Source organism: Sulfitobacter sabulilitoris, assembly GCF_005887615.1.
GTDB lineage: Bacteria > Pseudomonadota > Alphaproteobacteria > Rhodobacterales > Rhodobacteraceae > Sulfitobacter_E > Sulfitobacter_E sabulilitoris.
Genome location: NZ_VANS01000001.1, coordinates 1379845 through 1405774 on the forward strand (window position 1 = coordinate 1379845; position 25930 = coordinate 1405774).

Consider the following 25930-nt stretch of genomic DNA (forward strand, 5'->3'; position numbering starts at 1 on the left):
CAAGGGAACAGAGCCGCCTCACGGGGCGCTGCCGTTGTAATCTGCGAGCTTACAATCATATTCTAAGCCCAAGATAAAGGCTTCAGCTTGCGTCAAACGGACGCTTGTACCGTTTTCCCCGCCTTTGGCCCCGCAAAAAACGAGGACACGATCAATGACCGACGCCCCCTTTTCGCCCCTGGGCGATACGCTCGACCGCGACGCGACCCTGACGCTCCTGCGCGCGGCCACCGATGGTGCCGACGACGGGGAGCTGTTTTTCGAACGCCGCCGCTCGGAGGGGCTGATGTTCGACGACGGCCGCCTGAAGACAGCGAGCTATGACGCCTCGGAGGGATTCGGCCTGCGCGCCGTGCGGGGCGAGGTCACGGGCTATGCCCATGCGACCGAGTTATCCCATGCCGCCTTGACGCGCGCCGCCGAAACCGCCCGGCTGGCCGTGGGCGACGGCGGCGGCACATGGAGCGATGCGCCCGCTCGGACCAATACCCGGCTCTACACCGACGTGGACCCGATCGCCGGCGCGCCCTTTCCCGTCAAGGTCGAGACATTGCGCGAGATCGACGCCTTCGCGCGCGGCCTCGATTCCCGCGTGGTGCAGGTGTCGGCCTCGATTGCCGCATCGGTGCAGGAGATCGAGATTCTGCGCCCCGACGGGATGGTGGTGCGCGATGTGCGCCCGATGACCCGCGTCAACGTGTCCGTCATCGTCGACCAGGGCGGTCGGCGCGAAAGCGGATCGGCCGGCGGCGGCGGGCGCGTGGGCCTCGACGGGCTTCTGGATCCCGCCAACTGGCAGGCCAAGACGCGCGAAGCGCTGCGAATCGCCGTCGTGAACCTTGACGCCGTGGCCGCGCCCGCCGGCGTGATGGACGTGGTGCTTGGCCCCGGCTGGCCCGGCATCCTGCTGCACGAGGCGATCGGCCACGGGCTGGAGGGCGATTTCAACCGCAAGGGCAGCTCCGCCTTTGCCGGACTCATGGGCCAGCGGATCGCGTCATCCGGGGTGACGGTGCTTGACGATGGCACGATCCCCGACCGGCGCGGATCGATCACCATCGACGACGAAGGCACGCCCTCGGGCAAGAACACCCTGATCGAGGACGGGATCCTCGTGGGGTACATGCAGGACCGCCAGAATGCGCGGCTGATGGGTGTGGCGCCCACCGGCAACGGACGGCGGCAAAGCTATGCCCATGCGCCGATGCCGCGCATGACCAACACCTACATGCTGGGCGGTGACGTGGCGCCCGGAGATATCGTGGCCGATCTGCGGGACGGCATCTATGCCGTGGGCTTTGGCGGCGGTCAGGTCGATATCACCAATGGCAAGTTCGTGTTCTCGTGCACCGAGGCGTACCGCGTGCAGGACGGCGTCGTGGGGGCTCCGGTCAAGGGCGCCACGCTGATCGGCGACGGCGCCACCGCGCTGCAGAAAATCCGCGCCATCGGTAACGATATGGCGCTTGATCCCGGCATGGGAAATTGCGGCAAGGCGGGCCAGTGGGTGCCTGTGGGCGTGGGCCAGCCGACGCTGCTGATCGGCGGGCTGACCGTTGGCGGATCGGCGGCCTGAAGTTAACGTCACCGCGCGGATTTAGGCGAAATCCGCGCGGAACGATTCATCTGTTGTTAACCAGGCTGGCCTATACCTGATTCTGCAACGGACGGAGTATCGGGATGACTGACAGGGACCTACATCCTTCTTCCACTCACCCCCCACTCCCACCCACCCCGGAAGATGACCAGTTCGCCCGGCTCCGTCTTTTGCGATCGCGCCGCGTCGGCGTCACCACCTACCACCGGCTGCTGGCCGAACATGGCACCGCGCAAAACGCGTTGGCCGCGCTGCCCGATGTTGCGCGGGCCGCCGGGGTGGAAACCTATGAAATTTGCCCCGAAGCCGTGGTTCAGGCGGAACTGAATGCCGCCCGCGCCGCCGGGGCGCGCCTGGTCATGCAGGGCACAGCGGCCTACCCCGCCCCGCTGAATGATCTGCCCGATGCGCCGCCCTTCCTCTGGGTGTTGGGCGATCCGGGGCTGTTGTCCCGGCCGATGATTTCGCTGGTGGGCGCGCGCAACGCATCGTCGCTCGGCACCCGCATGGCCAAGGGGCTGGCGCGCGATCTCGGCGCCGCGGGGTATGTCGTGGTGTCGGGCCTGGCGCGCGGGATCGATGCCGCCGCGCACCTGGCCGCGCTGCCCACCGGCACCATCGCGGTGCAGGCCGGCGGCGTCGATATAATGTATCCCGCAGAAAACACCGAGCTCGCCGCGAATATCGCAAAAACCGGCCTTCGCCTGTCGGAACAGCCGATGGGCGTGCAACCGATGGCGCGGCATTTTCCCAGCCGCAATCGCATCATTTCGGGCCTTGGCCGTGCCACCATCGTGGTCGAGGCCGCGGCGAAATCCGGCAGTCTGATCACCGCACGCGATGCGCTCGACCAGGGCCGGGACGTCATGGCGGTGCCGGGCCATCCTTTCGATGCGCGCGCGTCGGGATGCAACATGCTGATCCGCGACGGCGCCGTGCTGGTCCGCTCGGCGCAGGACGTTCTGGATGCGCTGGCCCCCCTGTCCGACCCGGCGGCCAAGGCCGACGCCCAACCGCTTTTGCCCCTGCCCGAGGCAAAGCCGCGCTCCGCGCGTGGCCTGCGCGATATCGCCGCCCTTCACCGGCAGATCCTGTCGCGGCTCGGCCCCTCTCCGGTCGCGGAGGATCAGTTGATCCGCGATCTGGCCGTGGCCCCCGCCGATGTGGCGCCGGCGCTCGTCGATCTTGAACTCGACGGTCGGATCACACGCCGTTCGGGCGGGTTGCTGGCGCGGGCCGACTGACCCCCCGCACGGCCCCGATCCGACGTGACCAAAGGACCTGCATTGACAATTTTCCCTTGCACCCCACATGAGGCACCGCCATAGACGCAAGACATTTTACACCCAGAGGTGCCCGCATTTATGCCCGTCGTAGTTGTCGAATCCCCCGCCAAAGCCAAGACGATCAACAGCTATCTCGGTGACAATTACACGGTTCTCGCCTCTTATGGCCATGTGCGCGACCTGCCTCCGAAGGACGGATCGGTCGACCCCGAGCATGACTTCGACATGCTTTGGGAAGTGGGCAGCGACAGCAAGAAACACGTCAAGGCAATCGCCGACGCGCTGAAGAACGACAATGAACTGATCCTCGCGACCGACCCCGACCGCGAGGGCGAGGCGATCAGCTGGCACCTTCAGCAGGCGCTGACCAAGCGCAAGTCGATCAACAAGGACACGCCCGTCAGCCGGGTCGTGTTCAACGCGATCACCAAGACCGCCGTCACCGAAGCGATGAAAAACCCCAGGCAGGTCGACATGCCGCTGGTCGAGGCCTACCTGGCCCGGCGCGCGCTGGATTACCTGGTGGGCTTCAACCTGTCGCCGGTCTTGTGGCGCAAGCTGCCCGGCGCCAAATCGGCGGGCCGCGTGCAATCGGTGACCCTGCGCCTGATTGTCGAGCGCGAGATGGAAATCGAGGCGTTTCGCCCGCGCGAATACTGGACCGTCAAGGCGCTGCTGGCCACGCCGCGGGGACAGGAATTCGAGGCGCGCCTGACCATGCTGGCAGGCAAGAAGCTCGACCGGTTCGACATCGAGAACGGCACGCAGGCCGAAATAGCCGTGCAGGCCATCACCAGCCGCGACCTGAGCGTGGTGTCGGTCGAGGCCAAGCCCGCCAACCGCAACCCCTCCGCCCCCTTCATGACCTCGACCCTGCAACAGGAGGCGAGCCGCAAGTTCGGCATGGGCGCGCGCCAGGCCATGAGCACCGCGCAGCGCCTGTATGAAGCGGGCCACATCACCTACATGCGGACAGACGGCATCGACATGGCCCCCGAAGCGGTCACGGCGGCGCGCGACGCGATCAAGACGCTTTATGGCGACGATTACGTTCCCTCCAGCCCGCGGATCTACAAGAACAAGGCCAAGAACGCGCAGGAAGCGCACGAATGTATCCGCCCGACGGAAATGATGCTCAAACCCGAGGACCTAAAGACCTCCGACGCGGATCAGCGCAAGCTGTACGATCTGATCTGGAAACGCACCCTGGCCTGCCAGATGGAATCGGCCCGGATGGAGCGGACCACCGTCGATATCGGCTCGAGGGACGAGCAGGTGCAGTTGCGCGCCACCGGCCAGGTCGTGTTGTTCGACGGGTTCCTCAAGGTCTACGAGGAAGGCCGCGACGATGTCGTGGTCGATGACGACGACAAGCGCCTGCCGCAGGTCGATCAGGGCGACAAGATGGACAAGCGCGCCGTCACGCCGGAACAGCATTTCACCCAGCCGCCGCCGCGCTATACGGAAGCGACGCTGGTCAAGCGGATGGAAGAGCTTGGCATCGGCCGCCCCTCCACCTATGCCAGCATCGTCACCACGATCCAGGACCGCGAATACGTCCGCAAGGACAAGAATCGGCTGATCCCCGAGGACAAGGGCCGGTTGGTCACCGCCTTTCTCGAAAATTATTTCCGCAAATACGTGGGCTATGATTTCACCGCCGACCTGGAGGATCAGCTTGACCGCGTCAGCGCGGGCGATGCCGATTACAAGGAAGTGCTGCGGCGCTTCTGGCGCGACTTTTCGGCGGCCATCGCGGAAACCTCTGAACTGCGCATCACCGAGGTTCTGGAAAAGATCAACGACGTGCTCGAATCGCACCTGTTTCCGCCCACGGAGGATGGCAGCGACCCGCGGCTTTGCCCCAATTGCGGTGCCGGGCGGCTGTCGATGCGCACGGCGCGGTCGGGCGGCGCGTTCATCGGCTGTTCAAACTATCCCGAGTGCCGTTATACCCGGCCCTTCGGCCCGCCGGACCCCGAGGCCGAGGCCAGCGCGATCCCGCCGGAAGGCAAGCTTCTGGGCGAGGATCAGGGCGACGAGATTCGCGTTTTCAAGGGCCGCTTCGGCCCTTATGTGCAGCGCGGCGAAGTGACCGAAGAGACCAAGAAGCCGCCGCGTCAGTCGATCCCCAAGGATTGGCCGGCCGAGGAGTTGGACCTCGAGCGCGCCGTCATGCTGCTGTCGCTGCCGCGTCCCATCGGGCCGCATCCGGAGGACGGCGTGATGGTCTGGGCCAACATCGGGCGCTACGGACCCTATATCAAACACGCGGAATCGACCTCTGAACGGGGCGGCACCAATGCCAACCTCGAAAACATCGACGAGGTGTTCACCGTCGGCATGAACCGCGCGGTGCAGTTGCTGGCGGAAAAAGTGGCCAGCCGGGGCGGACGCGGCAAGGCCGCCAAGCCCATCCGCGAAATGGGCGAGCATCCCGACGAAGGGGGCGCGGTGAACATCATGGAGGGCAAATACGGGCCTTACGTCAAGTGGGACAAGGTCAATGCGACCCTGCCCAAGGAGACCGACCCCGCCGCCGTGACGATGGAACAGGCGATCGAGTTGATAAACGAGAAGGCCGCCAAGAAGGGCAATCGCAAGAAGCCCGCGGCCAAGAAAGCGGCGCCGAAGAAAGCGACGACCAAGAAGGCGGCGGCCAAGAAAAAGCCGGCCGCCAAGAAAGCCGGCTGACGGCAACGTCCGCCAAGGGGCTTTGCCAGCGGGCCTCGCGGGCGGCTTTGCCCGCGCGGCGCTTGTGGCGCGGCGTCGCATGCCGCCAATCTACGGTTTGATTTGCTGCAACGCCGTTTTATATACAACGGCATACACCTGCTTGCGGGGCCCGGGGCGCGATTGACAGCTTCCCCTGCCGTGGGCAAAGTTGCGCCAGTCAACCGGGGGATTAGGGACATCATGAAGAAAGTTTTCGGATCAGCGCAGGACGCGCTCGATGGGCTGTTGCACGACGGCATGTTGATCGCAGCGGGCGGATTCGGCCTGTGCGGCATCCCCGAGCTTCTGCTGCAGGCGATAAAGGAGGCCGGGACCAAGGACCTGACCTTTGCATCGAACAACGCGGGCGTGGATGATTTTGGTATCGGCATCCTGTTGCAGACCAAGCAGGTCCGCAAGATGATCAGCTCCTACGTCGGCGAAAACAAGGAGTTCATGCGCCAGTATCTCGGTGGCGAACTTGAGCTTGAGTTCAATCCGCAGGGCACCCTGGCCGAACGGATGCGCGCGGGCGGATCGGGTATTCCGGGCTTTTACACCAAGACCGGCGTCGGCACCCAGATCGCCGAGGGCAAGGAGCACAAGGATTTCGACGGCGAGACCTATATCATGGAGCGCGGCATCGTGGCCGACCTGGCGATCGTCAAAGCCTGGAAGGCCGATGCCACCGGCAACCTGGTGTTTCGCAAGACGGCGCGCAATTTCAACCCGCCCGCCGCGATGTGCGGCAAGGTCTGCGTGGCGGAGGTCGAGGAAATCGTGCCCACGGGCAGCCTTGATCCCGACAGCATCCACCTGCCCGGCATCTATGTCCATCGCCTGATCCAGGGCGAACACGAAAAACGCATCGAACAGCGCACGATTCGCGCCGCCTGAGGGCACCGGCCATGGCAGACACACTGGAAGCTCCTTACGTAGACGACTCGTCGTTTGACGGGTTTGCACGCGCGCAGGTGGCCATGGTCGTGACGAACCCAAACCTGGACGACAATCCGATCGTCTACGTCAACCAGGCGTTCACACGCTCCACCGGCTATGCGCGCAGCGCGGTGATCGGCCACAACTGCCGGATGCTTCAGGGCGACGACACCGACAAGGCCGCCGTGGACCGACTGCGGCAGGGTATAGAGGCGCGACAGACCGTATCGGTCGATATCCTCAACTACCGTGCCAATGGTCAGGCTTTCATGAACCGGCTGGTGGTGGCCCCCCTGTTCGACACCAAAGGCGACGTTCAGTATTACGTCGGCATCCAGAAGGAACTGGGACACGACGAACAAGACGCCTCTGTCGATGAAATAAACACGCAGCTTCTGGAAATCCAGGATCGGGTGCACAGCGATCTGGCGATGGTGATCGGCATGATCCGCCGCCAAACCACCGCGACCTCGGTGCCCGAGGAATTCGCGGCGCTGACCCGGCGGATCGAAACGCTCCAGTTGCTCTACGAGGAAATGAAGCTGTCGGATTCGCAATCCAACCGGGACGTGATCCACATGGGCAGCTTCGTGTCGCGGCTGGCCTGTGCCATCGGCCATACCTGCGGGCGGTCGGGTATCCGGCTCAACATGCAGATCGAACCGCTCGATGTCCCGATCGAAACCGCGACCCGCGTCGGGCTCGTGGTCTCCGAATTGCTGACAAATGCGTTTCAGCACGCATTTGATCGCATCGACACTGGCCTTGTCGAAGTGCGCCTGTCACAACTGAGCGCAGGCGGTCTGAGACTGATCGTGTCCGATGACGGAATAGGAATTCCGTCGCGCATGGCCTGGCCCGACCCCGCAACCGTGGGCGGCCGCATTGTCACCGGCCTGATCGAAGGGCTGGAAGGCACGCTGCAACTGGGCCGAGGGGCGGCTGGCAGCTTTGTAACCATCGACGTGCCTGCGGGCGCCTCCATCACCGAATAGGAAGTTTGAATATGCCTTGGGATCGCAACCAGATGGCGGCGCGTGCCGCGCAGGAATTGCAGGACGGTTGGTACGTCAACCTCGGGATCGGCATTCCGACGCTCGTCAGCAATCACATCCCCGAAGGAATCGAAGTCACGCTGCAATCGGAAAACGGCATGCTGGGCATGGGCCCCTTCCCGACCGAGGACGAGATCGACCCCGATCTGATCAACGCGGGCAAGCAGACGATCACCGAATTGCCCCACACCGCCTATTTCGATTCCGCGCAGTCGTTCGGCATGATCCGCGGCGGCAAGATCGCGATGGCGATCCTCGGTGCGATGGAAGTGGCCGAGAACGGCGATCTGGCGAACTGGATGATTCCCGGCAAACTGGTCAAGGGCATGGGCGGCGCGATGGACCTTGTGGCCGGCGTGGGGCGCGTGGTCGTGGTGATGGACCACACCAACAAGCACGGCGACAGCAAGGTGCTGCGCGAATGTTCGCTGCCGCTGACCGGGACGGGTGTGGTCGACCGGATCATCACGAACCTCGGCGTGCTGGATGTCGTCGAAGGGGGGCTGAGGATCGTCGAGACCGCCGATGGCGTGACAGAAGACGACCTGCGCGCCGCGACACAAGCCACAATTGTCTGACGACGCGATCACGCGCGACGTCGAGGGAAGCCGGGGCCGCTACGTGCTCGACCGGGGCGGCCACCTGGCCAGTCTGACCTACTCCATCCTGTCGTCGCAGACGGTGATCGCCGATCACACGGACGTGCCCGAGGCCCTGCGCGGCAGCGGGGCCGGCCTGGCCTTGGTCGAGCGGCTGGTCTCGGACGCGCGTGCCGAAGGCTTCCGTATCGTTCCCCTGTGTCCCTTCGTCAACGCCGAGCGCCGAAAACACCCTGAATGGGCGGATGCGTTCAACGTCTGAAACCTGATCGGTTTCCTTCCGGGAAAACGGTTCGAAGTTTGCGACAATCGCGCCGCTGCCGGTCTCAGTTCATGGCCGCAAAGACGCATCCGTCCGAGATCAACTCGGGCGGTGTCAGGCACAGCCCCCGCGCCACCTGGAATGCGGCCAGCACTTTTGGCACATAGTCGCGCGTTTCGGCAAAGGGCGGCACGCCGCCATGCTTGCGCAGCGATCCTTCGCCGGCATTGTACCCCGCAAGTACCAGTATCGGATCGCGGTCGAACTCCTGCATCAGCCAATGCAGGTATTTGACACCCCCCGCGATGTTGTCCGGCGCGACCATGCTGTCCTTGACGCCAAACCGCGCGGCCGTGTCGGGCATCAGTTGCATCAGCCCCCGCGCCCCCGCTCCGCTGACCGCCGCCGGGTTGCCCGACGATTCCACCGAGATCACCGCCAGCACCAGCGCGGGCGACACCTCTGTGCCGATGGTGGATTTCAGGATATGGATGCCGTTCGCCTTGGCGATCGCCTGCATCTGCTGCATTCGGGGGGCGGCCACCCGGCCCGACGTTCCCGCCAGCGCCGTCATTGCCGCCTGCAACCGCCCCGGCCCCGCCTTGTCCGCCTGTGGCGAAACCTTGTCCCAGAACCAGCCGTATTGCCCCACGGCTCCGGGCGGCAGCGCGGGGCCTTCGGCTGGCGCGGCGGCACGCGGCGGCGGCGCTGCCTGCACGGTCGGGTCGATCTGCACGGTGATCCGCTTGCCGACGCCACCTTTGGGCACCTTGATACGCTTCGCTTCGAATTCGGGGAAAGGTTTCGGGGTGTCGGGCCAGACCGGTGCGGCCAAAAGCCCGCCCGCAATCAGGGACAGAACCATCACAATACGCATTATGCCTGCTCGCACGTTGTTTTTTATCTTTGATCTTGCGCATAGCACAGTTGGCGGCCGCTCCGAACCCTCAAATCGGGGTCCCGATCAAGGCGCTTTCGCCACAATTGGCCCCGCGCCACCGCGCCGAATACGGGCATACATGTTTTATTAATTATTTTTCCATTACAAAACATAGGCTTAACAAAAAACCTCACATATTCCCTCTGCGGCCCAACATTCTCACATTTGTCGCCAAATTCACGCCCCAATCGGACGGCTATATAGCGTCATACCAAGTCGAACAGGCCTAAACGAGAGAAACGGTCATCAAGGACGGCAGGGTACGAAAATGAAGCAATCACTGATCCTTTGGAGGGACACACTATGACAAAATTCATCAAAAACTTCCGCCGCGACGAAGACGGTGCCGTGACTGTTGACTGGGTTGTGCTGACAGCCGCCGTTGTCGGCCTGGCCGTTGCCGCCTACTCCTCGATCGAGACCGGCGCATCCAACCTGACATCCAACACCTCGACCTTCCTCGACGGTCGTAACCCCAACGGCACAACCGAATAAGATCGGTTGAACCAAGCCGAGTGACAAAGGGTCGCGTCCGCACCGCCGGACGCGGCCCTTTTCGATACAGATACAACATTTGATCTGCTCGACCGAAATCGGGCCCGCATCGAAAGCGACACGGTATGAAGAAGGTGTTCTGCAGACTTCTTGAAGACGACCGCGGTGCCGTGACCGTTGATTGGGTCGTTCTGTGCGCAGGCGTCGTTCTTATGGCAGTGGTGATCTTTGACGCGATGCAGTCCGGATCGCTTGGCCTGGCCGATAGCATCACGGCTTACATGGACGGCTGGGATTTCTAACACGGACCGACGCGCACATGATCATCACGACGCATGACGCGGGGCCCTGCCCTGCGTATCGAGCGTTCTGGATCAGGATCCTCGCGCGACGCGACCGCCCTGCATGCACCGGGTGCCGCAGACAAACCCCCGACACTCCCTTTTGTTGCCACAATCGAATGCGATTGTTTCCATAGATGACAGGCCTGGCAGTTGAACAGGCGACACGCGATCATGAGGTGAAAAAATGCGAATGCTATTCGGACTGGTGCTTTTGGTGGGTGTGGCACTCGCTGGTGGCGCCGTATACATGGCCAAGAATTACATCGGCGCCTACCAGCAAGAGCTGGCGCGCGAACGCGCCGCCCGAGAGGACGTCGTGCCGACAACCCCCGTTTTTGTTGCCGATCGCGCGCTGAAATACGGTGAGATCCTGAAAAAGGAAGACGTCCGCATGGTGAAATGGCCCGTCAATGCCATTCCCGAAGGCGTCTACACCGACGAAGCCGCTCTTTTCCCCGACAACACCACCGAAGTTCGGCTGGTTCTGCGCGCGATGGAAAAGGACGAGGCGGTCCTGGCGGTGAAAGTGACCGAGCCGGGCGAGGACGCGGGCCTGACATCGCGGCTTGAGCGTGGTATGCGCGCCTTCGCGATCAAGGTGGACGTCGCCAGCGGCGTGTCCGGCTTTCTGCGCCCGGGCGACAAGGTCGACGTCTACTGGACCGGCCAGATCAGCCAGGGCAACACCCGCAGCGGCGTGACCAAGCTGATCCAGGCCAACATCAAGCTGATCGCGGTGGACCAGACATCCGGCGGCCAGTTCGACGAGGCCAACATCGCGCGCACCGTCACCGTCGCCGTCGCCCCGCACCAGGTCGCGGCCCTGGCGCAGGCGCAATCGACCGGCAATCTGTCGCTCGCCCTCGTGGGGACGAATGACGACACCGTGGTCGGCTCGATCGAGGTCGATCAACGGTCGCTGCTGGGAATTGTGGACGAGGAACAGGTCGTCGAGGTGCAGAAAGAGAAAGTCTGCACCATCCGAACACGCCGTGGCGCGGAAGTGGTGGAAATCCCGATCCCCTGCACAAACTGATCAAAAACAACACCTTACCAAGGCGTCGCATCCATTGCGGCGCCTTGATTGCATTCGGTCTGTTGCGCAATGCCCACAGGGTCACCCACGGCGAAGCCATTGATTCTTGCAATAAATCTGAAACTGACGCAGAGTGATGGTACATGGGCGATAAGACCCGTACCCGAGGCGTGATCAAAAAGGCAGGTCACATGAAAATTGATAGACTTATGAAGGCAGCCCTATTTGGGCTGACACTCACCGTGAGCCCGATCGCCCTGCTCGCGCCGAATGTGGCGCAGGCAGAAACATTGCGCGTGGTGAAAAAGGGTACGGACACGATCTTGAACGTGCCGATGAACCGGGCCGTCGTGGTTGAAAGCGACATTCCGTTCTCGGAGCTCAGTATCGCCAATCCCGGTATCGCTGATATTTCGTCGCTGTCGGACAGGACAATCTATGTTCTGGGCAAATCGCCCGGTCTGACGACGCTGACACTGCTCGACGCAACCGGGCAGTTGATCACGAACGTCGATGTCCGCGTCGCAGCCGACATTTCGGAATTCAAGGAACGCCTGCGGCAGATCCTGCCCGGCGAAAAGATCGAAGTGCGCACCGCCAATGACGGCATCGTGCTTTCGGGCATCGTGTCCAGCTCTTCGCGGTTGCAGCGCGCGCTTGATCTGGCCGAACGGTATGCCCCCGAACGCGTCTCGAACCTGATGAGCGTGGGTGGCATCCAGCAGGTCATGCTCAAGGTCCGGTTCGCGGAAATGCAGCGTAACGTATCGAAATCGCTCAGCTCTTCTCTCGCGCTCAACGGGTCCATCTTTGGCGGCGACCTCGGCCTGAACGGCGGCACCGGTACATTGAACACATCGGGCGGTGTCTCCACCGCTCTGGGCGGTGCGGTTCCGGGATCGAACGCGAACGCGGGCGCCGTGGTCTTTGGCTTCAACGCGGGCTCGACGCAGGTCGGCATCCTGATCGAGGCGCTGGAGCAAAAGGGCGTGGTACGCACATTGGCGGAACCCAACCTCGTGGCCCTGTCCGGCCAAGAGGCGAAATTCCTTGCCGGCGGCGAATACCCCGTCCCTGTCGCACAGGAAAACGGCACCATTTCGGTGCAGTTCAAACCCTTCGGGATCGAGCTGAACTTCGTTCCGCGGGTCGTGGACAAGGATCTGATCAACCTGGAACTCGAGGCCGCCGTGTCGGCCATCGACCCCACCAACGGCGTGACGTTGGACGCGGGCTTTGAAATCGCGGCCTTCAGCCGGCGTGAAACCTCGACCACGGTCGAGATGAGGGACGGCGAAAGCTTTGCCATCGCGGGGTTGCTGCAGGACGATTTCACCGACAGCAATTCGCAACTGCCCTGGCTCGGCGATGTGCCGGTTCTGGGCGCTCTGTTCCGCAGCGCAAGCTATCAGCGAAACCAGACCGAACTGGTGATCATCATCACCGCGCATCTGGTCACGCCGACGCGTGGCGAGGCGCTGGCCCTTCCAACCGATCGGATCCGCCCGCCGACCGAAAAGGATCTCTTCCTCTTTGGGCGCACCAGCCAGGATGTCGCGACGCCCACGCGTGGCGCAGCCGGCGAAGTGGCCAAGCAGGATTTCAGCGGCTCTTACGGCTATGTGATGGATTGATCGGATGCAAAAACGCACACCTCTGGGAACTCTCACGCTGGCGGGCCTTGTGGCCAGTCTGGCCGCATGCACCACAAGCAACGACCCGGTGCTGACCCAATTCCACCGCGAAGCAGGCGCGCTGACCGACGGCGGATCGTTTGGCGCGGCGAGCATGAACAACATGGTCGCCATGACAAACCCGCAACAATTCCGGCTGGATCTGGCCAAGCGGTTCGCCGCGGAAGTCGATTCGACGGTGACATTCGCCTTTAACAGCGCACAGCTTGAACCCGCCGCGCGCGCCGCCCTGACCCAGCAGGCTCAGTGGATCCGCCAGTTCCCCGAAATCCGGTTCCGCGTCTATGGGCATACCGACGCCGTCGGCTCTGCCGAATATAACAAGGCGCTTGGACTGCGACGTGCCGTTGCGGCCGTCAACTTCTTGAAATCTCAAGGGATCAACGGCGCCCGGCTCGAGGCGCTCGCGTCTTTCGGCGAAACGCGCCCGGTGGTCCCCACCCCGGGACGCGAGCGACTCAACCGCCGCACCGTGACCGAGGTCAGCGGCTTCGTCGGCTCCCACCCCGCGGTTCTGGATGGAAAATACGCCCAGATCGTGTACCGCGAATACGTCGCCAGCGCGATCCCCAAGTCGCAGTTGACCGGCACGGACGCCAGCGACCTGACCACTGGACAATAATGCGTCTCGCGGCGTGATCGTCGCGAGATACCAAACAATTGGGCTGATTAAGCCCTAATCTCGCCCAGATTGACTGCAAGATTGCCTGCAATAGGATCACTATGTCCGGAGAAGCCGGATATGGGCCCACGCAGAGCATGATGTAGAGGCACCAACACCAAGCCCCCGCACTGGTCTGCCAAGCCCTGGTTAACAGAGGATGACTTGGCCATGAGCAGCATGATGCCGCAACCCGATACCGCACCGATCGTCGCCTGCACGGTCAGCCGCGACGTCCAGAACTTCGATCTTCTGATCGAGGACATGGAACAGGCCCTTGGCGAAAGCTGGGGGGATCTCGGATTTGCCGAAGCCCTGGCGTTCTTTGGCCAGCCAGAGGCGCAAAGCCTTGAATTCATTGCCCTTGCGATGGACGATGCGGATGAGGACAACCTGGTTCTGATGGGCGAAATCATCACGCAGGCCAAAAGCCGTGACATCAAGGTCATCCTGATCGCCGAAGACATGACGCCCGCATCGCTGCATTCGCTGCTGCGCCAGGGCGCGGACGAATTCGTGCCCTACCCCCTGCCCGAAGGCGAACTGGGTCAGGCGATCGACCGCGTTCGGGCGGCCGAGGAGGTCGCCTCCGTCGCCGCGCAGGCTCCGGTCCTCAAGGCTGGCAGCCAGAAGGAAGGCGCGGTCATCGTGGTGCACGGCCTGGCGGGCGGCACGGGCGCGACCACGCTCGCCGTGAACCTTGCGTGGGAACTGGCCACGGCGGAAAAGGAAGGCAACCCAAGCGTTTGCCTGCTGGATCTCGATTTCCAGTATGGCTCGGTCTCGACCTTCCTCGATCTTCCGCGACGCGAAGCGATCTACGAGATGCTGTCGGATACCGAGAACATGGACGACGAGATTTTCGGCCAGTCCCTGCTGACCTACCAGGACAAGCTGCAGGTTCTGACCGCCCCCGCCGACATGCTGCCGCTCGATATCATTTCGTCCGAGGACATTGCGCGCGTTCTCGAGATGGCGCGCGGGCATTTCGACTACGTCGTGGTCGATATGCCATCCACGCTCGTGCAATGGTCCGAAACCGTGCTGAACGCCGCGCATATCTATTTCACGACAATCGAGCTCGACATGCGGTCGGCGCAGAACACGCTGCGCTTCAAAAGGGCGCTCCAATCCGAAGAGCTTCCGGTTGAAAAACTGCGCTATGTCATCAACCGCGCCCCCAAGTTCACCGACCTGAGCGGCAAGAGCCGGGTCAAGCGGATGTCGGAATCGCTGAGCATTTCGATCGATGTGCATCTGCCCGACGGCGGCAAGCAAATCACCCAAAGCAACGACCACGGGATGCCGCTGGCGCTCTCGGCGGCCAAGAATCCGCTGCGCCGCGAAATCGCGAAACTTGCCCATTCCATCCATGATCTCAACAACGACGAAGCCAAAGCGGCCTGATCGGTTAAGGAAATCTAGCAGATGTTTTCGAAGTACAAAAAACCGGCGCCCAGCGCAGCCCCCAAACCCGACGCGGCGCCCAAGCCCGCCCCGGTGACCGAAATCGCTGCGGCCAAACCTGGTGTGACCCGCAAGGCGTCGGTTGTCTCGGCGGTGGTGGCCCCGCAGGACAAGGAGCGCAAGCGCAAGGAACGCATGGGCGAGCTCAAGCTCGAACTGCACCGCGCCCTGCTGGACAACCTCAACCTGGCCGCGCTTGAAAACGCGACCGAAGCCGACCTACGGGCCGAGATCAACTCCATTTCCGCCGAGGTTCTGGAAGAAAAGGCCATCGTTCTCAACCGCGAAGATCGCATGACGCTGAATTCGGAGCTGTATGACGAGGTGACGGGCCTTGGTCCGCTCGAGACGCTGCTGAAGGACGATACCGTCAACGACATCCTGGTCAACGGCCCGCAACAGATCTTTGTGGAACGTTCGGGCAAGCTGGAATTGACCGACATCACGTTCAAGGACGAACGTCACCTGCTGCGGATCATCGACAAGATCGTGTCGGCGGTCGGCCGCCGCGTCGACGAAAGCAACCCATATGTGGACGCCCGTCTCAAGGACGGGTCGCGTTTCAACGCGATGGTGCCGCCGGTTGCCGTCGATGGCTCTCTCGTGTCGATCCGTAAGTTCAAGAAGGACAAGCTAGGCATCGACGACCTGGTGCAATTCGGCGCCTTCACCGAAGAAATGGCCGCCTACCTGCAGGCCGCCGTGGCAACGCGCCTCAATATCATCGTGTCAGGCGGTACGGGCTCGGGCAAGACGACCACGCTCAATGCCCTGTCGTCCTTCATCGACAACTCGGAACGGATCCTGACGATCGAAGACACCGCGGAACTGCAACTGCAACAGATCCACGTGGGCCGGATGGAAAGCCGCCCGCCCAACGTCGAGGGCAAGGGCGAAGTGTCGCCCCGCGACTGCCTGAAGAACGCGCTGCGGATGCGCCCGGACCGGATCATCGTGGGCGAAACCCGCGGCGAGGAAGTCATCGACATGCTGCAGGCCATGAACACCGGCCACGACGGGTCGATGACGACGATCCACGCCAACTCCGCCCGTGACGGCGTGTCGCGTCTGGAAAACATGATCGCGATGGCCGGCATCGAAATGCCGCTCAAGGCGGTGCGCAGCCAGATTTCCTCGGCTGTGAACCTGATCGTGCAGGCCAGCCGCCTGCAGGACGGATCGCGCCGCATGACCTCGATCACCGAAGTGACGGGCATGGAAGGCGAAGTGATCTCCATGCAGGAGATCTTTCGCTATCAGCGGGTCGGCCTGACACCCGAGAACAAGATTATCGGCCATTTCACGGCCACAGGCGTGCGCAGCCACTACGCAGAACGTTTTCGGATGTGGGGCTACGATCTGCCCGCCGCCATCTACGAGCCCATCGCGGCCGAGTAAGGAACAGGAAAATGAGCGCAGAACCAATTATCTATGGTTTGATTTTCGTCGGCGTGCTGGTGCTGGTCGAGGGCCTGTACCTGGTCGCCTTCGGCAAGTCCATCAGCCTCAACAGCCGCGTCAACCGCCGGCTGGAAATGCTCGACAAGACCGGCAACCGCGAAGAGGTGCTGGAAAAGCTGCGCAAGGAAATGCAGCAGCACATGAAATCGCGGTCGATTCCGCTGTATTCGCTGCTGTCGGAAAAGGCACAGAAAGCCGCGATCGCCTTTAGCCCCAAGCAGCTTATCATGTTGATGGCGGGCCTGGCCGTGATCGCCTTTCTGGGTCTGACCATCGGCACCGAAACAGAGCCGCCCGTGCGTGCCCTGCTCAGCCTCGGCATCGGGATCGGCGCGGTCTATTTCTGGGTCTCGTCCAAGGCGAACAAGCGCATGAGCATGATCGAGGAGCAATTGCCCGACGCGGTGGAGCTTATGGTGCGGTCCCTGCGCGTGGGCCATCCGTTTTCATCCGCCGTGCAGATCGTCGCCCGCGAGGTGCAGGATCCGCTGGCCACCGAATTCGGCATGATCGCGGACGAAAGCGCCTATGGCCGCGACGTCGGCGAGGCGCTCAAGGAAATGGCGGAACGTCTGGATATGCAGGATTTACGCTTTCTGGCCGTCGCCGTGACCATTCAGCAGCAATCGGGCGGCAACCTCGCCGAGATCCTGGCCGGACTGGCCAAGGTGATCCGCGCGCGCTTTCGCCTGTTTCGTCGGGTCAAGGCGATCACGGCAGAGGCGAAATGGTCAGGCAAGTTCCTGTCCGCCTTTCCGATCATGGCCCTGATCGTGATCAACGTCGGTGATCCGAATTATTACGACGAAGTGCGCGATCACGCGATGTTCATTCCCGCCTGCTTCGCCGTCGGCATCTTTCTCTCGGTCAACCTGCTGGTGATGCGCGTTCTCACCGACATCAAGGTATAAGGATCCACGAACATGGATTTTCTCAATTCAATCAGCACCATGGTGACCGATCTTCTGGGTCCGCTCGGGCCTATCATCCTGTTGGGTGTCCTGGGTCTGATCCTGGTCGTCATCACCGTTTCGTTGATGCTGAACCAGCCCGAAGACCCGATGGCCAAGCTCAAGAAATCGACGCAGAAACCCACCGGCAAGGAACCGTCCCAGCGGCTTCGCCAGGGCGAGCGCAATGAAAAACTCGAACGCTTCGCCAGCTTTCTCGAACCCCAGGACGTGGCCGCGCTCAGCAAGAAGGCGCTCGAACTGCGTCAGGCGGGTTACCAGAGCAAGGACGCGGTGCGATTTTTCCACTTCGCGCAAATGGCCCTCGGCCTGCTGGGTCTGCTGGCCGGTCTGGTCTACGTCAACCTGCTGGGCGGTGGCGAAGGTCTCAGCACGCAAAAGACCATGATTTATACCATCGTGCCGGGCGGCATCGGCTACTATCTGCCGATCTATTGGGTGACCCGACGTGTCGCCGCCCGGAAGGAAGAGATCACACGCGGCTTCCCGGATTCGCTGGATATGATGCTGGTCTGCGTCGAAGCCGGTCAATCGCTTGACCAGTGCATCGTGCGCGTGGCCAAGGAACTCCATGCCTCCTATCCCGCGTTGGCGCAAGAATTCGATGTCGTCGCTTATGAAATGAAGGCCGGCAAGGACCGGGTGACCGTTCTGAACGACATGGGCGAACGCTGCGGCGTGCAGGACGTATCGTCCTTTGTGACCGTTCTCGTGCAATCGGCCAGTTTCGGCACCTCGATCGCCGAAGCCCTGCGCGTGTATGCCGGGGAAATGCGTGACAAGCGCGTGATGCGCGCCGAAGAGGCCGCAAACAAGTTGCCAACCAAGATGACCCTAGCCACAATGATGCTGACGGTGCCGCCGCTGCTGATCATCCTCGTGGGTCCTTCGGTGCACGGTATCACGCAACTGGGCAACATGGGCGCTGTAGGCCAATAACCATATGACACAACGCCACCGCCTCCGGCCCGTCCGGAGCGCCATACTGGGTCTGACCCTCGGTCTTGCCGCCTGTTCCACGGGCGGCTTTTCCGCATCCGGCGACGGCACGTTCGCGCCCGGCGTCGATCGCGGCGCAACGGCGGTCAGCGGTGTCGATGTGGGCCACCGCCTGCTGGCGGCCGGGGAATACGAACTGGCGATCCGCGCCTTTAACCGGGCGGCGCTGGCGCAGGGCCTGGATGCGGAAATCCTGTCAGGGCTGGGCAGCGCCAACCTGGGCCTCGGGCGTCTGGGTCAGGCCGAGAAACTTTTGCGTCGCGCGATCGACGCCGACGACACCCAGCCGGAAGTCTGGAACAACCTCGGGGTCGTGCTGATGGAGGCCGGAAAGACCGGCGAGGCCGAGCAGGTTTTTCGAAAGGCCTACGCGATGGACAACGCCGAAAGCGAGCAAATCCGCGACAACCTGCGCTTGGCCCTCGCAAAATCCGATAATTCTGTTATTAATGACACAGATACCAACAATTATAAGTTGGTCCGGCGCGGAACGAGTGACTATTTAATCCGACCCGCGTCTAATTGAGCGTGAGAGCAGTAAAAGGACGCAAAACATGCGCCATCCCATCCTTATGACCGCCTGTCTGGCGGGTGCGGTTCTTGTTTCGGGCTGCGCCGACAAGGACGGCGACGCCACGGTCGAACGCGCCTTTCAGGACGTGAACGTGGTCGACGAGACCAATCTCAACGACGTGATGCTGACGGTGGCCGACCCCAACGAAGCGGTCGATTACTTCGCGCGCTCCGCCTCCAAATCGCCGGAGCGCATCGATTTCCAGCGCGGCCTCGCGGTCTCGCTGGTGCGGGCCAAACGCTATACCGAGGCGGCCGCCGCATTCGGCAAGCTGACGCGCATGCCCGAGGCCACTGCCGACGACCGGGTCGATTATGCTGACGCGCTGCTGCGGTCCGGCAACTGGGCACAGGCGGAACAGGAACTGGATGCGATCCCCCCCACGCATGAGACCTTCAACCGCTACCGGCTCGAGGCGATGCTGGCCGACAGCAACAAGGAATGGACCAAGGCCGACAGTTTTTATGAAATCGCAGTCGGTCTGACCACGCGCCCGGCGGGCGTGATGAACAACTGGGGCTATTCGAAACTGACGCGCGGCGATTACCAGGCCGCCGAGCGGCTCTTCGGCGAAGCGATCCGGCAGGATGACACGCTGTTCACCGCCAAGAACAACATGGTCCTGGCACGCGGCGCGCAGCGCAACTATTCCCTGCCCGTCATCGCGATGGACCAGTCCGAGCGCGCGCAATTGCTGCACACCATGGCGCTGTCCGCGATCAAGCAGGGCGACGTGGAAACCGGCAAGAGCCTGCTGCGTGACGCGATCGATACCCACCCCCAGCACTTTGAGGCTGCGGTCCGCAGCCTGCGCGCCCTCGAAGCCAACGTGTCCAACGGGTAACGCGGGGCTATGGCGATCACGGCCCTTTCCGCGTGGTGGTTCCTGCCCTTCGTTCTGCCGCTGTGCCTTTACGTGACCTTCACCGATCTGGCGCGAATGAAGATCACCAACCAGGCGGTGATCGCCCTGGCCGTTGTGTTCGCGGTTGTCGGGCTGGTCGCGTTGCCGTTCGACCTTTATCTGTGGCGCCTGGCGCAGCTGGCGATCATGCTGGTGCTGGGCATCGTCCTGAACGCGGCGGGCACGATGGGCGCGGGCGACGCCAAGTTCATCGCCGCGGGCGCGCCCTATGTCGCCCTCGCCGATCTGCGGCTGGTCCTGTCGCTTCTGGCCGCGTCGCTGCTCGCGGCCGTCATCACCCACCGCATCGCCAAGCACACGCCCCTGCGCCGGGTCGCACCGCATTGGCGCAGCTGGGATCAGGGCAAGAAATTCCCGATGGGGCTCGCATTGGGGGCGACGCTGTCGATCTACCTGGGCTTGGGGGCCATATTCGGAGCATGAGTAACACGATCTTTAAATCCCTGAGCGCATTTTTCGCCACACGACCGCCACGCCAATGCACCAAAGCCGAGGTACTCACATGAATATGCAAACCTCCACCGTCGTAGCTCCTCCCGCGCCCCGCCGCCTAGAAGACATGCGTCTTCCGGTGGTGATGATGCGCGATATCATCCTCAAGACGCTGTTTCGCAAGAACCTCGATCTGGTCAGCGAACTGGCACGCGCGGTCTGCCTGCCGATTCCCGTCACCCAGGAACTGATCGACATGGGCCGCGAACAAAAGCTGATCGAGGCGACGGGCACGCTCAACGCCAACAACGGCAACGAAATGGGCTACCAGCTGACCGATAACGGCAAAGCGCGCGCGTTGGACGCGCTGGCGCAGTCGGAATATTTCGGCGCCATGCCGGTGCCGCTCGATGTCTACCGCGAACAGGTCAAGCGCCAATCCGTGCGCAACCTGCAGATCACACGCGATCAGCTGACCAATGCCATGGGCCACCTGGTGCTGCCCGACAGCCTGCTGGACCACCTCGGCCCCGCCGTCAGCGCCGGTCGCTCGATCCTGATGTACGGTCCACCCGGAAACGGAAAATCAAGTATCTCCAACGGCATACGTGACGCCCTGGGGGATCGTGTCTATGTGCCGCGGGCCATCGAATACGCGGGCCAGGTGATCACCGTCTACGACCCGATCGTGCACTCCGCCGCCGAGGAACAGGCCGACGACCCCAATTCGCTGCGCCGCACCACGCGCCACGACATGCGCTATGTCTGCTGCGAACGTCCCACGGTGATCACCGGGGGCGAATTGTCGCTGTCGATGCTGGATCTGGTCTACAATCCGACCGCGCGCACCTATCAAGCCCCTCTGCAGCTCAAATCCACCGGCGGCATCTTTATCGTCGACGACCTTGGCCGCCAGGCCGAACCCCCCCAAAGCCTCGTCAACCGCTGGATCGTGCCGCTCGAGGAATCCAAGGATATCCTCGCCCTGCAATCGGGCGAGAAATTCGAAGTGCCGTTCGACACGCTGGTGATCTTCTCCACCAACTTCCACCCCAACGAGATCTTCGACCAGGCCGCGCTGCGCCGGATCTTCTTCAAGATCAAGATCGACGGCCCCAACCAGGAAAACTTCCTCAAGATCTTTGCGATGGTCGCGCGCAAGCGCAACATGCCGCTGGACGAGGCGACGCTGGTGCACCTGCTCAAGGTGAAATACCCCGAGATCGACAACATCTACGCCAATTATCAGCCGATTTTCCTGATCGACCAGATGATCGCGATCTGCGATTTCGAAGGCATCCCCTACCAGATGAGCCCCGAACTCATCGACAGGGCCTGGGCCAACATGTTCGTCAAGGACGAAGTGATCGTGAAATGATCGGTGTCGCGGGATGCGGCCGCATGGGGGCGCCCATGTTGGCCGCCCTGCATGCCGCCGGGTTTGACGCGCAGGGGTTCGACATCGCCGCAGCGCCGGAACATCGTGGCGTCACCGACGATGTGGCCGCCTTCGCAACCGACGTCGAAACCCTCATCACGGTCGTCCGCGACATCCCCCAGACCGACGAGGTGCTCTTTGGCGCGCAGGGCTTCGTCACTGCGCCCAAACTGGCACGCATCATCCTGTGCTCCACCCTGTCGCCGCGCTACACGGTGTCCCTGCGCGACCGCATCCCCAATCATATCACCCTGATCGACGCGCCCATGTCCGGCGCACAGATCGCCGCCCGCGAGGCCCGGTTGACCTTCATGCTGGGCGGGGCGGATGCCGATCTGGATGCCGCGCAACCGCTCTTTGCCGCGATGGGCAAGCATTTCCACCGCATGGGAAAATTCGGCAACGGGATGCAGGCCAAGGTGCTCAACAACCTGCTCGCCGCCTCGCATACGGCAATGACCCGGCTGGTGCTCGACTGGGCCTGCGCCGCGGGCCTTGACGAGGATGGCCTGCTCGACCTCATTCACACCTCCTCCGGACAGAACTGGTTCGCCTCGCACTTCGATCAGATCGAATTCGCCCGCGACGGCCACTCCGACGACAACTCGATCGGCATCCTGGTCAAAGACGTGTCCTCCGCGCTCGACGCCGCCCCGACCGATGCCGACCTCCGGCTGCCGCTCGCCGTTCAGACCCGCATCGCGACCCTCAAACCCAGGCCCTGACGTCTTTGGGTCGAAAATACTCCGGGGGTGTGGGGGCTGGCCCCCACCTATCCTGCACGCGGGGGCTGGCCCCCGCCTATCCTGTGCGCGGGGGCTGGCCCCCGCGGGTCGGCGTGATACATATCCTCCATGCGCGCCCTTCCCCCCGACTTCACCGACTGGTTCACCACCAAGGGTTGGTCCATCCACCCCCACCAGCAAGCCATGCTCGACCGCGCGGACGCCCCTGCCCTGCTGCTGATCGCACCCACCGGCGGCGGCAAGACGCTGGCAGGGTTCCTGCCCACGCTGGTGGACCTTGCGCAGGGCGATCACGACGGGCTGCACACGCTCTACATCTCTCCGCTCAAGGCGCTCGCCGCCGATATCAAGCGCAACCTGACCACCCCGGTCACAGAGATGGGCCTGCCCATCCGGATCGAGGACCGCACCGGCGACACGCCCGCCAGCCGCAAGCGCCGCCAGCGCGCCGATCCGCCGCATATCCTTCTCACAACCCCCGAAAGCCTCGCCCTGCTGACATCCTACGAGGATGCGCCGCGCATGTTTTCCGGTCTCAAACGCGTGGTGGTCGATGAAATCCACGCCCTCGCCGAGAGCAAACGCGGCGACCAGCTGATGCTGGCGCTGTCGCGGCTTCAGGCCATGTGCCCCGACCTCAAACGTGTCGGCCTGTCGGCCACGGTCGAAGACCCGCAGGCCATCGCGCGGCAGCTCGCCCGCCACCCCGATCCCTGCGAGATTCTGCTGGCCGACCCCGGCCCCGCGCCCGATATATCGATGCTTACCACCGAAGAGGCCCCGCCGTGGTCGGGCGGCGGCGCCGCCTATGCCATCCCCGCCGTTCTGGCGGAGGTCAGGAAACACAAGACCACGCTGATTTTTCACAACACCCGCGCACAGGCCGAAATCTTCTTTCACAATCTTTGGCTTGCCAATGACGACGCGCTGCCCATCGGCATCCACCACGGCTCGCTCGACCGGGTGCAGCGTGAACGGGTCGAAGGCGCGATGGTGCGCGGCGACTTGCGCGCCATCGTCTGCACCGGCAGCCTGGATCTGGGCATCGACTGGGGCGATGTCGATCTGGTGATCCAGATCGGCGCGCCCAAGAACGTCAAGCGGCTGGTGCAGCGGATCGGACGCGCCAATCACCGCTACAACGCCCCCTCCAAGGCGCTTTTGGTGCCTGCCAACCGGTTCGAGGTGGTGGAATGCGTGGCCGCGCTGGATGCCGTTCTGGCGGGCGAGCTTGATGGCGACCCGCGCGGCCCGGGCCCCCGCGACGTGCTGTGCCAGCATATTCTGATCGCCGCCGCGGCCGGCCCCTTCGATGCCGATGCGCTCTATGGGCAGGTGACGACGGTGGGCGCCTATGCCGCGCTTTCGCGCGCGCAATTCGATGCCTGTCTCGATTTCTGCGCCACCGGCGGCTACGCCCTGCGCGCCTATGACAAATGGAAGCGCCTGGTCCTGCGCCCCGATGGCCAGTGGCAGTTGCGCGACCCGCGCAGCGCCCGCGACATCCGCATGAACATCGGCACGATCCAGGACACCGATACGCTCAAGGTGCGGCTGAAACGCAATCGCGGCGGCAAACCCCTGGGCGAGATCGAGGAAGGCTTTGCCGCCACGCTCACCCCCGGCGACACCTTCCTGATCGGTGGCCAGATCGTCCGCTACGAGGGCCTGCGCGAAATGACCGTCGAAGTCAGTCGAAACGCCGCGAAGAAGCCCAAGATCGCCACCTTCATGGGCACGAAATTCGCCACCTCGACCCAGCTGTCCGCCCGCGTCGTCGAGATGTTCCAGCAAGACAGCTGGCCCGACCTGCCGCCCCACACCTCCGACTGGCTGGGCCTGCAACGCAAATACAGCCAATTGCCCAGGCCGGGCCGGCTGCTGATCGAAAGTTTTCCCCACGATGGTCGCGAACAGACGGTGGTCTACGGCTTTGCGGGGCGCAACGGCCAGCAGACGCTGGGCCTTCTGCTCACCAAACGGATGGAGGAGATGGGCCTCGACCCGCTCGGGTTTGTCGCCACGGATTACGCGACACTGATCTGGGGCCTCGATGCGGTGCAAGACCCCGCGCCGCTGTTTGATCTCGATGCACTCAAAGACGGGCTCGACACCTGGCTTGCGGGCAACGCTGTGATGAAGCGGACCTTTCGCGCCTCGGCCACCATCGCGGGGCTGATCCAGCGCAACACGCCCTCGGCGCGCAAGACAGGGCGGCAGGCGACGTTCAGTTCCGACATCCTCTATGACACGCTGCAAAAATACGATCCCGACCACCTGATGCTGGATATCACCCGGCAGGAAGCGTTGCGCGGACTGGTCGATTTCGGCCGGATCGAGGAAATGGCCCGCCGCGTCAAGGGCCGCATCGACCACCTGCGCTTGCGCCGCGTCAGCCCGCTTTCGGCGCCGATGTTTCTGGAAATGGGCCGCGTGCCGGTCAAGGGCGCCGCCGAAGAACGCCTGCTCGCCGAGGAAGCCGCCCGCCTGATGGAGCAATCGGGCCTGTCGCAGATCACGCCTGCCGCCTCCGGCACACCCCGCTGGCGCGCGGGTCATTAGACCTTGCGCCGCCCCGCCAAAATGCGTCAAGACCAAAGCATGAACGAACACCCCTTCATGCTCGCGGGCGCTCAACTCTCCGCGCTTGGATCGGGCGCGCTGTGGTGGCGCGACCAGTCGCTATTGTGTGTCTCCGACCTGCACTTGGGGAAATCAGAACGCATCGCCCGGCGTGGCGGCGGACAGGTGCCGCCCTATGACACGCGCGACACGCTGACCCGTCTGGGCGCGGACATCGCCCTGACGAACGCGCGCACGGTGATCTGTCTGGGCGACAGCTTCGATGACCTGGCCGCCGCCCGCGCCCTGCCCGAGGAAGAACGCCTGTGGATCGCGCAATTGCAGGCCGGGCGGCGCTGGGTCTGGATCGAGGGCAACCACGACCCCGGCCCGATCGATCTGGGCGGCACGCATATCGCAGAACTTCCCATCGCACCGCTGACCTTTCGCCATATCGCCCAGCGAAAGACCAGCGGCGAGGTGTCGGGCCATTATCACCCCAAGGCGCGGCTGTCCCTGCGCGGGCGCAGCATTTCGCGACCGGCGTTTCTATATGATATCGACAGGGTCATCCTGCCCGCCTATGGCACCTATACGGGCGGGCTGCGCAGCCACGATGCCGCGCTCGACACACTGATGCGGCCAGAGGCACATGCGATCCTGACCGGCGCCGTGCCCACCTGCATCCCCATGCCGCGATAGGGGTTGCGCGCCACGGGCATATGCGCTCCC

Annotated in this window: 24 protein-coding genes; 23 read left to right on the forward strand and 1 reads right to left on the reverse strand. The window is 63.2% G+C overall.

The window, feature by feature from the left end:
- The first annotated feature begins 154 nt into the window (after positions 1–154).
- The 7 genes from tldD to FDT80_RS06590 all read left to right on the forward strand — a co-directional run bounded on the left by tldD (position 155) and on the right by FDT80_RS06590 (position 8453).
- Positions 155–1576 (forward strand): metalloprotease TldD, encoded by a 1422-nt coding sequence (tldD, locus tag FDT80_RS06560; RefSeq protein ID WP_138661388.1) that lies wholly within the window; start codon positions 155–157, stop codon positions 1574–1576.
- 104 nt (positions 1577–1680) lie between these two features.
- Positions 1681–2841, forward strand: a complete 1161-nt coding sequence (dprA, locus tag FDT80_RS06565; protein WP_138661389.1) for a DNA-processing protein DprA — start codon at positions 1681–1683, stop codon at positions 2839–2841.
- 120 nt (positions 2842–2961) lie between these two features.
- On the forward strand, positions 2962–5577 hold the full coding sequence (gene topA / locus FDT80_RS06570) for a type I DNA topoisomerase (protein ID WP_138661390.1): 2616 nt from the start codon (positions 2962–2964) through the stop codon (positions 5575–5577).
- 222 nt (positions 5578–5799) lie between these two features.
- Positions 5800–6495, forward strand: coding sequence for a CoA transferase subunit A (locus FDT80_RS06575; protein WP_138661391.1), 696 nt, complete (start codon positions 5800–5802; stop codon positions 6493–6495).
- Between the two features lie 11 nt (positions 6496–6506).
- Complete coding sequence (locus FDT80_RS06580) at positions 6507–7532, forward strand: PAS domain-containing protein (RefSeq protein WP_138661392.1); 1026 nt, start codon at positions 6507–6509, stop codon at positions 7530–7532.
- A gap of 11 nt (positions 7533–7543) precedes the next feature.
- Positions 7544–8170 carry a 3-oxoacid CoA-transferase subunit B gene (locus FDT80_RS06585; protein ID WP_138661393.1) on the forward strand — a complete coding sequence of 209 codons (627 nt, stop codon included), beginning with the start codon at positions 7544–7546 and terminating at the stop codon, positions 8168–8170.
- Entirely contained in the window at positions 8163–8453 is a 291-nt protein-coding gene (locus FDT80_RS06590) for a GNAT family N-acetyltransferase (protein ID WP_138661394.1), read from the forward strand. Before FDT80_RS06585 ends, FDT80_RS06590 begins: the two co-directional genes overlap by 8 nt.
- A 64-nt stretch (positions 8454–8517) precedes the next feature.
- Here the strand turns inward: FDT80_RS06590 and FDT80_RS06595 are convergent, their stop codons facing one another.
- Complete coding sequence (locus FDT80_RS06595; RefSeq protein WP_138661809.1) at positions 8518–9318, reverse strand: lytic transglycosylase domain-containing protein; 801 nt, start codon at positions 9316–9318, stop codon at positions 8518–8520.
- A 378-nt stretch (positions 9319–9696) separates the two neighbouring features.
- Between FDT80_RS06595 and FDT80_RS06600 the strand changes: the two genes are divergently transcribed.
- The 16 genes from FDT80_RS06600 (at position 9697) to pdeM (ending at position 25900) form a co-directional block, all read left to right on the forward strand.
- On the forward strand, positions 9697–9888 hold the full coding sequence (locus tag FDT80_RS06600) for a Flp family type IVb pilin (protein WP_138661395.1): 192 nt from the start codon (positions 9697–9699) through the stop codon (positions 9886–9888).
- A gap of 125 nt (positions 9889–10013) precedes the next feature.
- Positions 10014–10190 (forward strand): hypothetical protein, encoded by a 177-nt coding sequence (locus FDT80_RS18850; protein WP_170311799.1) that lies wholly within the window; start codon positions 10014–10016, stop codon positions 10188–10190.
- Positions 10191–10416: 226 nt separating this feature from the next.
- Positions 10417–11268, forward strand: coding sequence for a Flp pilus assembly protein CpaB (gene cpaB / locus FDT80_RS06605; protein WP_138661396.1), 852 nt, complete (start codon positions 10417–10419; stop codon positions 11266–11268).
- A 191-nt stretch (positions 11269–11459) separates the two neighbouring features.
- Positions 11460–12902: a type II and III secretion system protein family protein gene (locus tag FDT80_RS06610; protein WP_138661397.1), complete on the forward strand. Its 1443-nt coding sequence runs from the start codon at positions 11460–11462 to the stop codon at positions 12900–12902.
- Between the two features lie 4 nt (positions 12903–12906).
- Positions 12907–13584, forward strand: coding sequence for an OmpA family protein (locus FDT80_RS06615; RefSeq protein WP_138661398.1), 678 nt, complete (start codon positions 12907–12909; stop codon positions 13582–13584).
- 210 nt (positions 13585–13794) lie between these two features.
- The gene (locus FDT80_RS06620; protein ID WP_138661399.1) at positions 13795–15030 is read left to right on the forward strand and encodes a CpaE/TadZ family protein; all 1236 of its coding nucleotides are present in this window, start codon (positions 13795–13797) and stop codon (positions 15028–15030) included.
- A gap of 21 nt (positions 15031–15051) precedes the next feature.
- Positions 15052–16488, forward strand: a complete 1437-nt coding sequence (locus FDT80_RS06625; RefSeq protein WP_138661400.1) for a TadA family conjugal transfer-associated ATPase — start codon at positions 15052–15054, stop codon at positions 16486–16488.
- Positions 16489–16499: 11 nt separating this feature from the next.
- Complete coding sequence (locus FDT80_RS06630) at positions 16500–17462, forward strand: type II secretion system F family protein (protein WP_138661401.1); 963 nt, start codon at positions 16500–16502, stop codon at positions 17460–17462.
- 12 nt (positions 17463–17474) lie between these two features.
- Entirely contained in the window at positions 17475–18461 is a 987-nt protein-coding gene (locus FDT80_RS06635) for a type II secretion system F family protein (RefSeq protein WP_138661402.1), read from the forward strand.
- A gap of 4 nt (positions 18462–18465) precedes the next feature.
- The gene (locus FDT80_RS06640) at positions 18466–19047 is read left to right on the forward strand and encodes a tetratricopeptide repeat protein (protein ID WP_170311800.1); all 582 of its coding nucleotides are present in this window, start codon (positions 18466–18468) and stop codon (positions 19045–19047) included.
- A gap of 28 nt (positions 19048–19075) precedes the next feature.
- Positions 19076–19939 (forward strand): tetratricopeptide repeat protein, encoded by an 864-nt coding sequence (locus tag FDT80_RS06645; protein WP_138661403.1) that lies wholly within the window; start codon positions 19076–19078, stop codon positions 19937–19939.
- A gap of 9 nt (positions 19940–19948) precedes the next feature.
- Positions 19949–20443, forward strand: a complete 495-nt coding sequence (locus FDT80_RS06650) for a prepilin peptidase (protein ID WP_138661404.1) — start codon at positions 19949–19951, stop codon at positions 20441–20443.
- A gap of 79 nt (positions 20444–20522) precedes the next feature.
- A complete protein-coding gene (locus tag FDT80_RS06655) occupies positions 20523–21830 on the forward strand; it encodes an ATPase (RefSeq protein WP_138661405.1) in 1308 nt (435 codons plus the stop codon).
- On the forward strand, positions 21827–22615 hold the full coding sequence (locus tag FDT80_RS06660; RefSeq protein ID WP_138661406.1) for an NAD(P)-dependent oxidoreductase: 789 nt from the start codon (positions 21827–21829) through the stop codon (positions 22613–22615). The genes FDT80_RS06655 and FDT80_RS06660 overlap by 4 nt, the downstream gene beginning before the upstream one ends.
- Positions 22616–22744: 129 nt before the next feature.
- Positions 22745–25198 carry a ligase-associated DNA damage response DEXH box helicase gene (locus tag FDT80_RS06665; protein WP_138661407.1) on the forward strand — a complete coding sequence of 818 codons (2454 nt, stop codon included), beginning with the start codon at positions 22745–22747 and terminating at the stop codon, positions 25196–25198.
- A 39-nt stretch (positions 25199–25237) separates the two neighbouring features.
- Positions 25238–25900: a ligase-associated DNA damage response endonuclease PdeM gene (pdeM, locus tag FDT80_RS06670; RefSeq protein ID WP_138661408.1), complete on the forward strand. Its 663-nt coding sequence runs from the start codon at positions 25238–25240 to the stop codon at positions 25898–25900.
- Positions 25901–25930 lie beyond the last annotated feature (30 nt).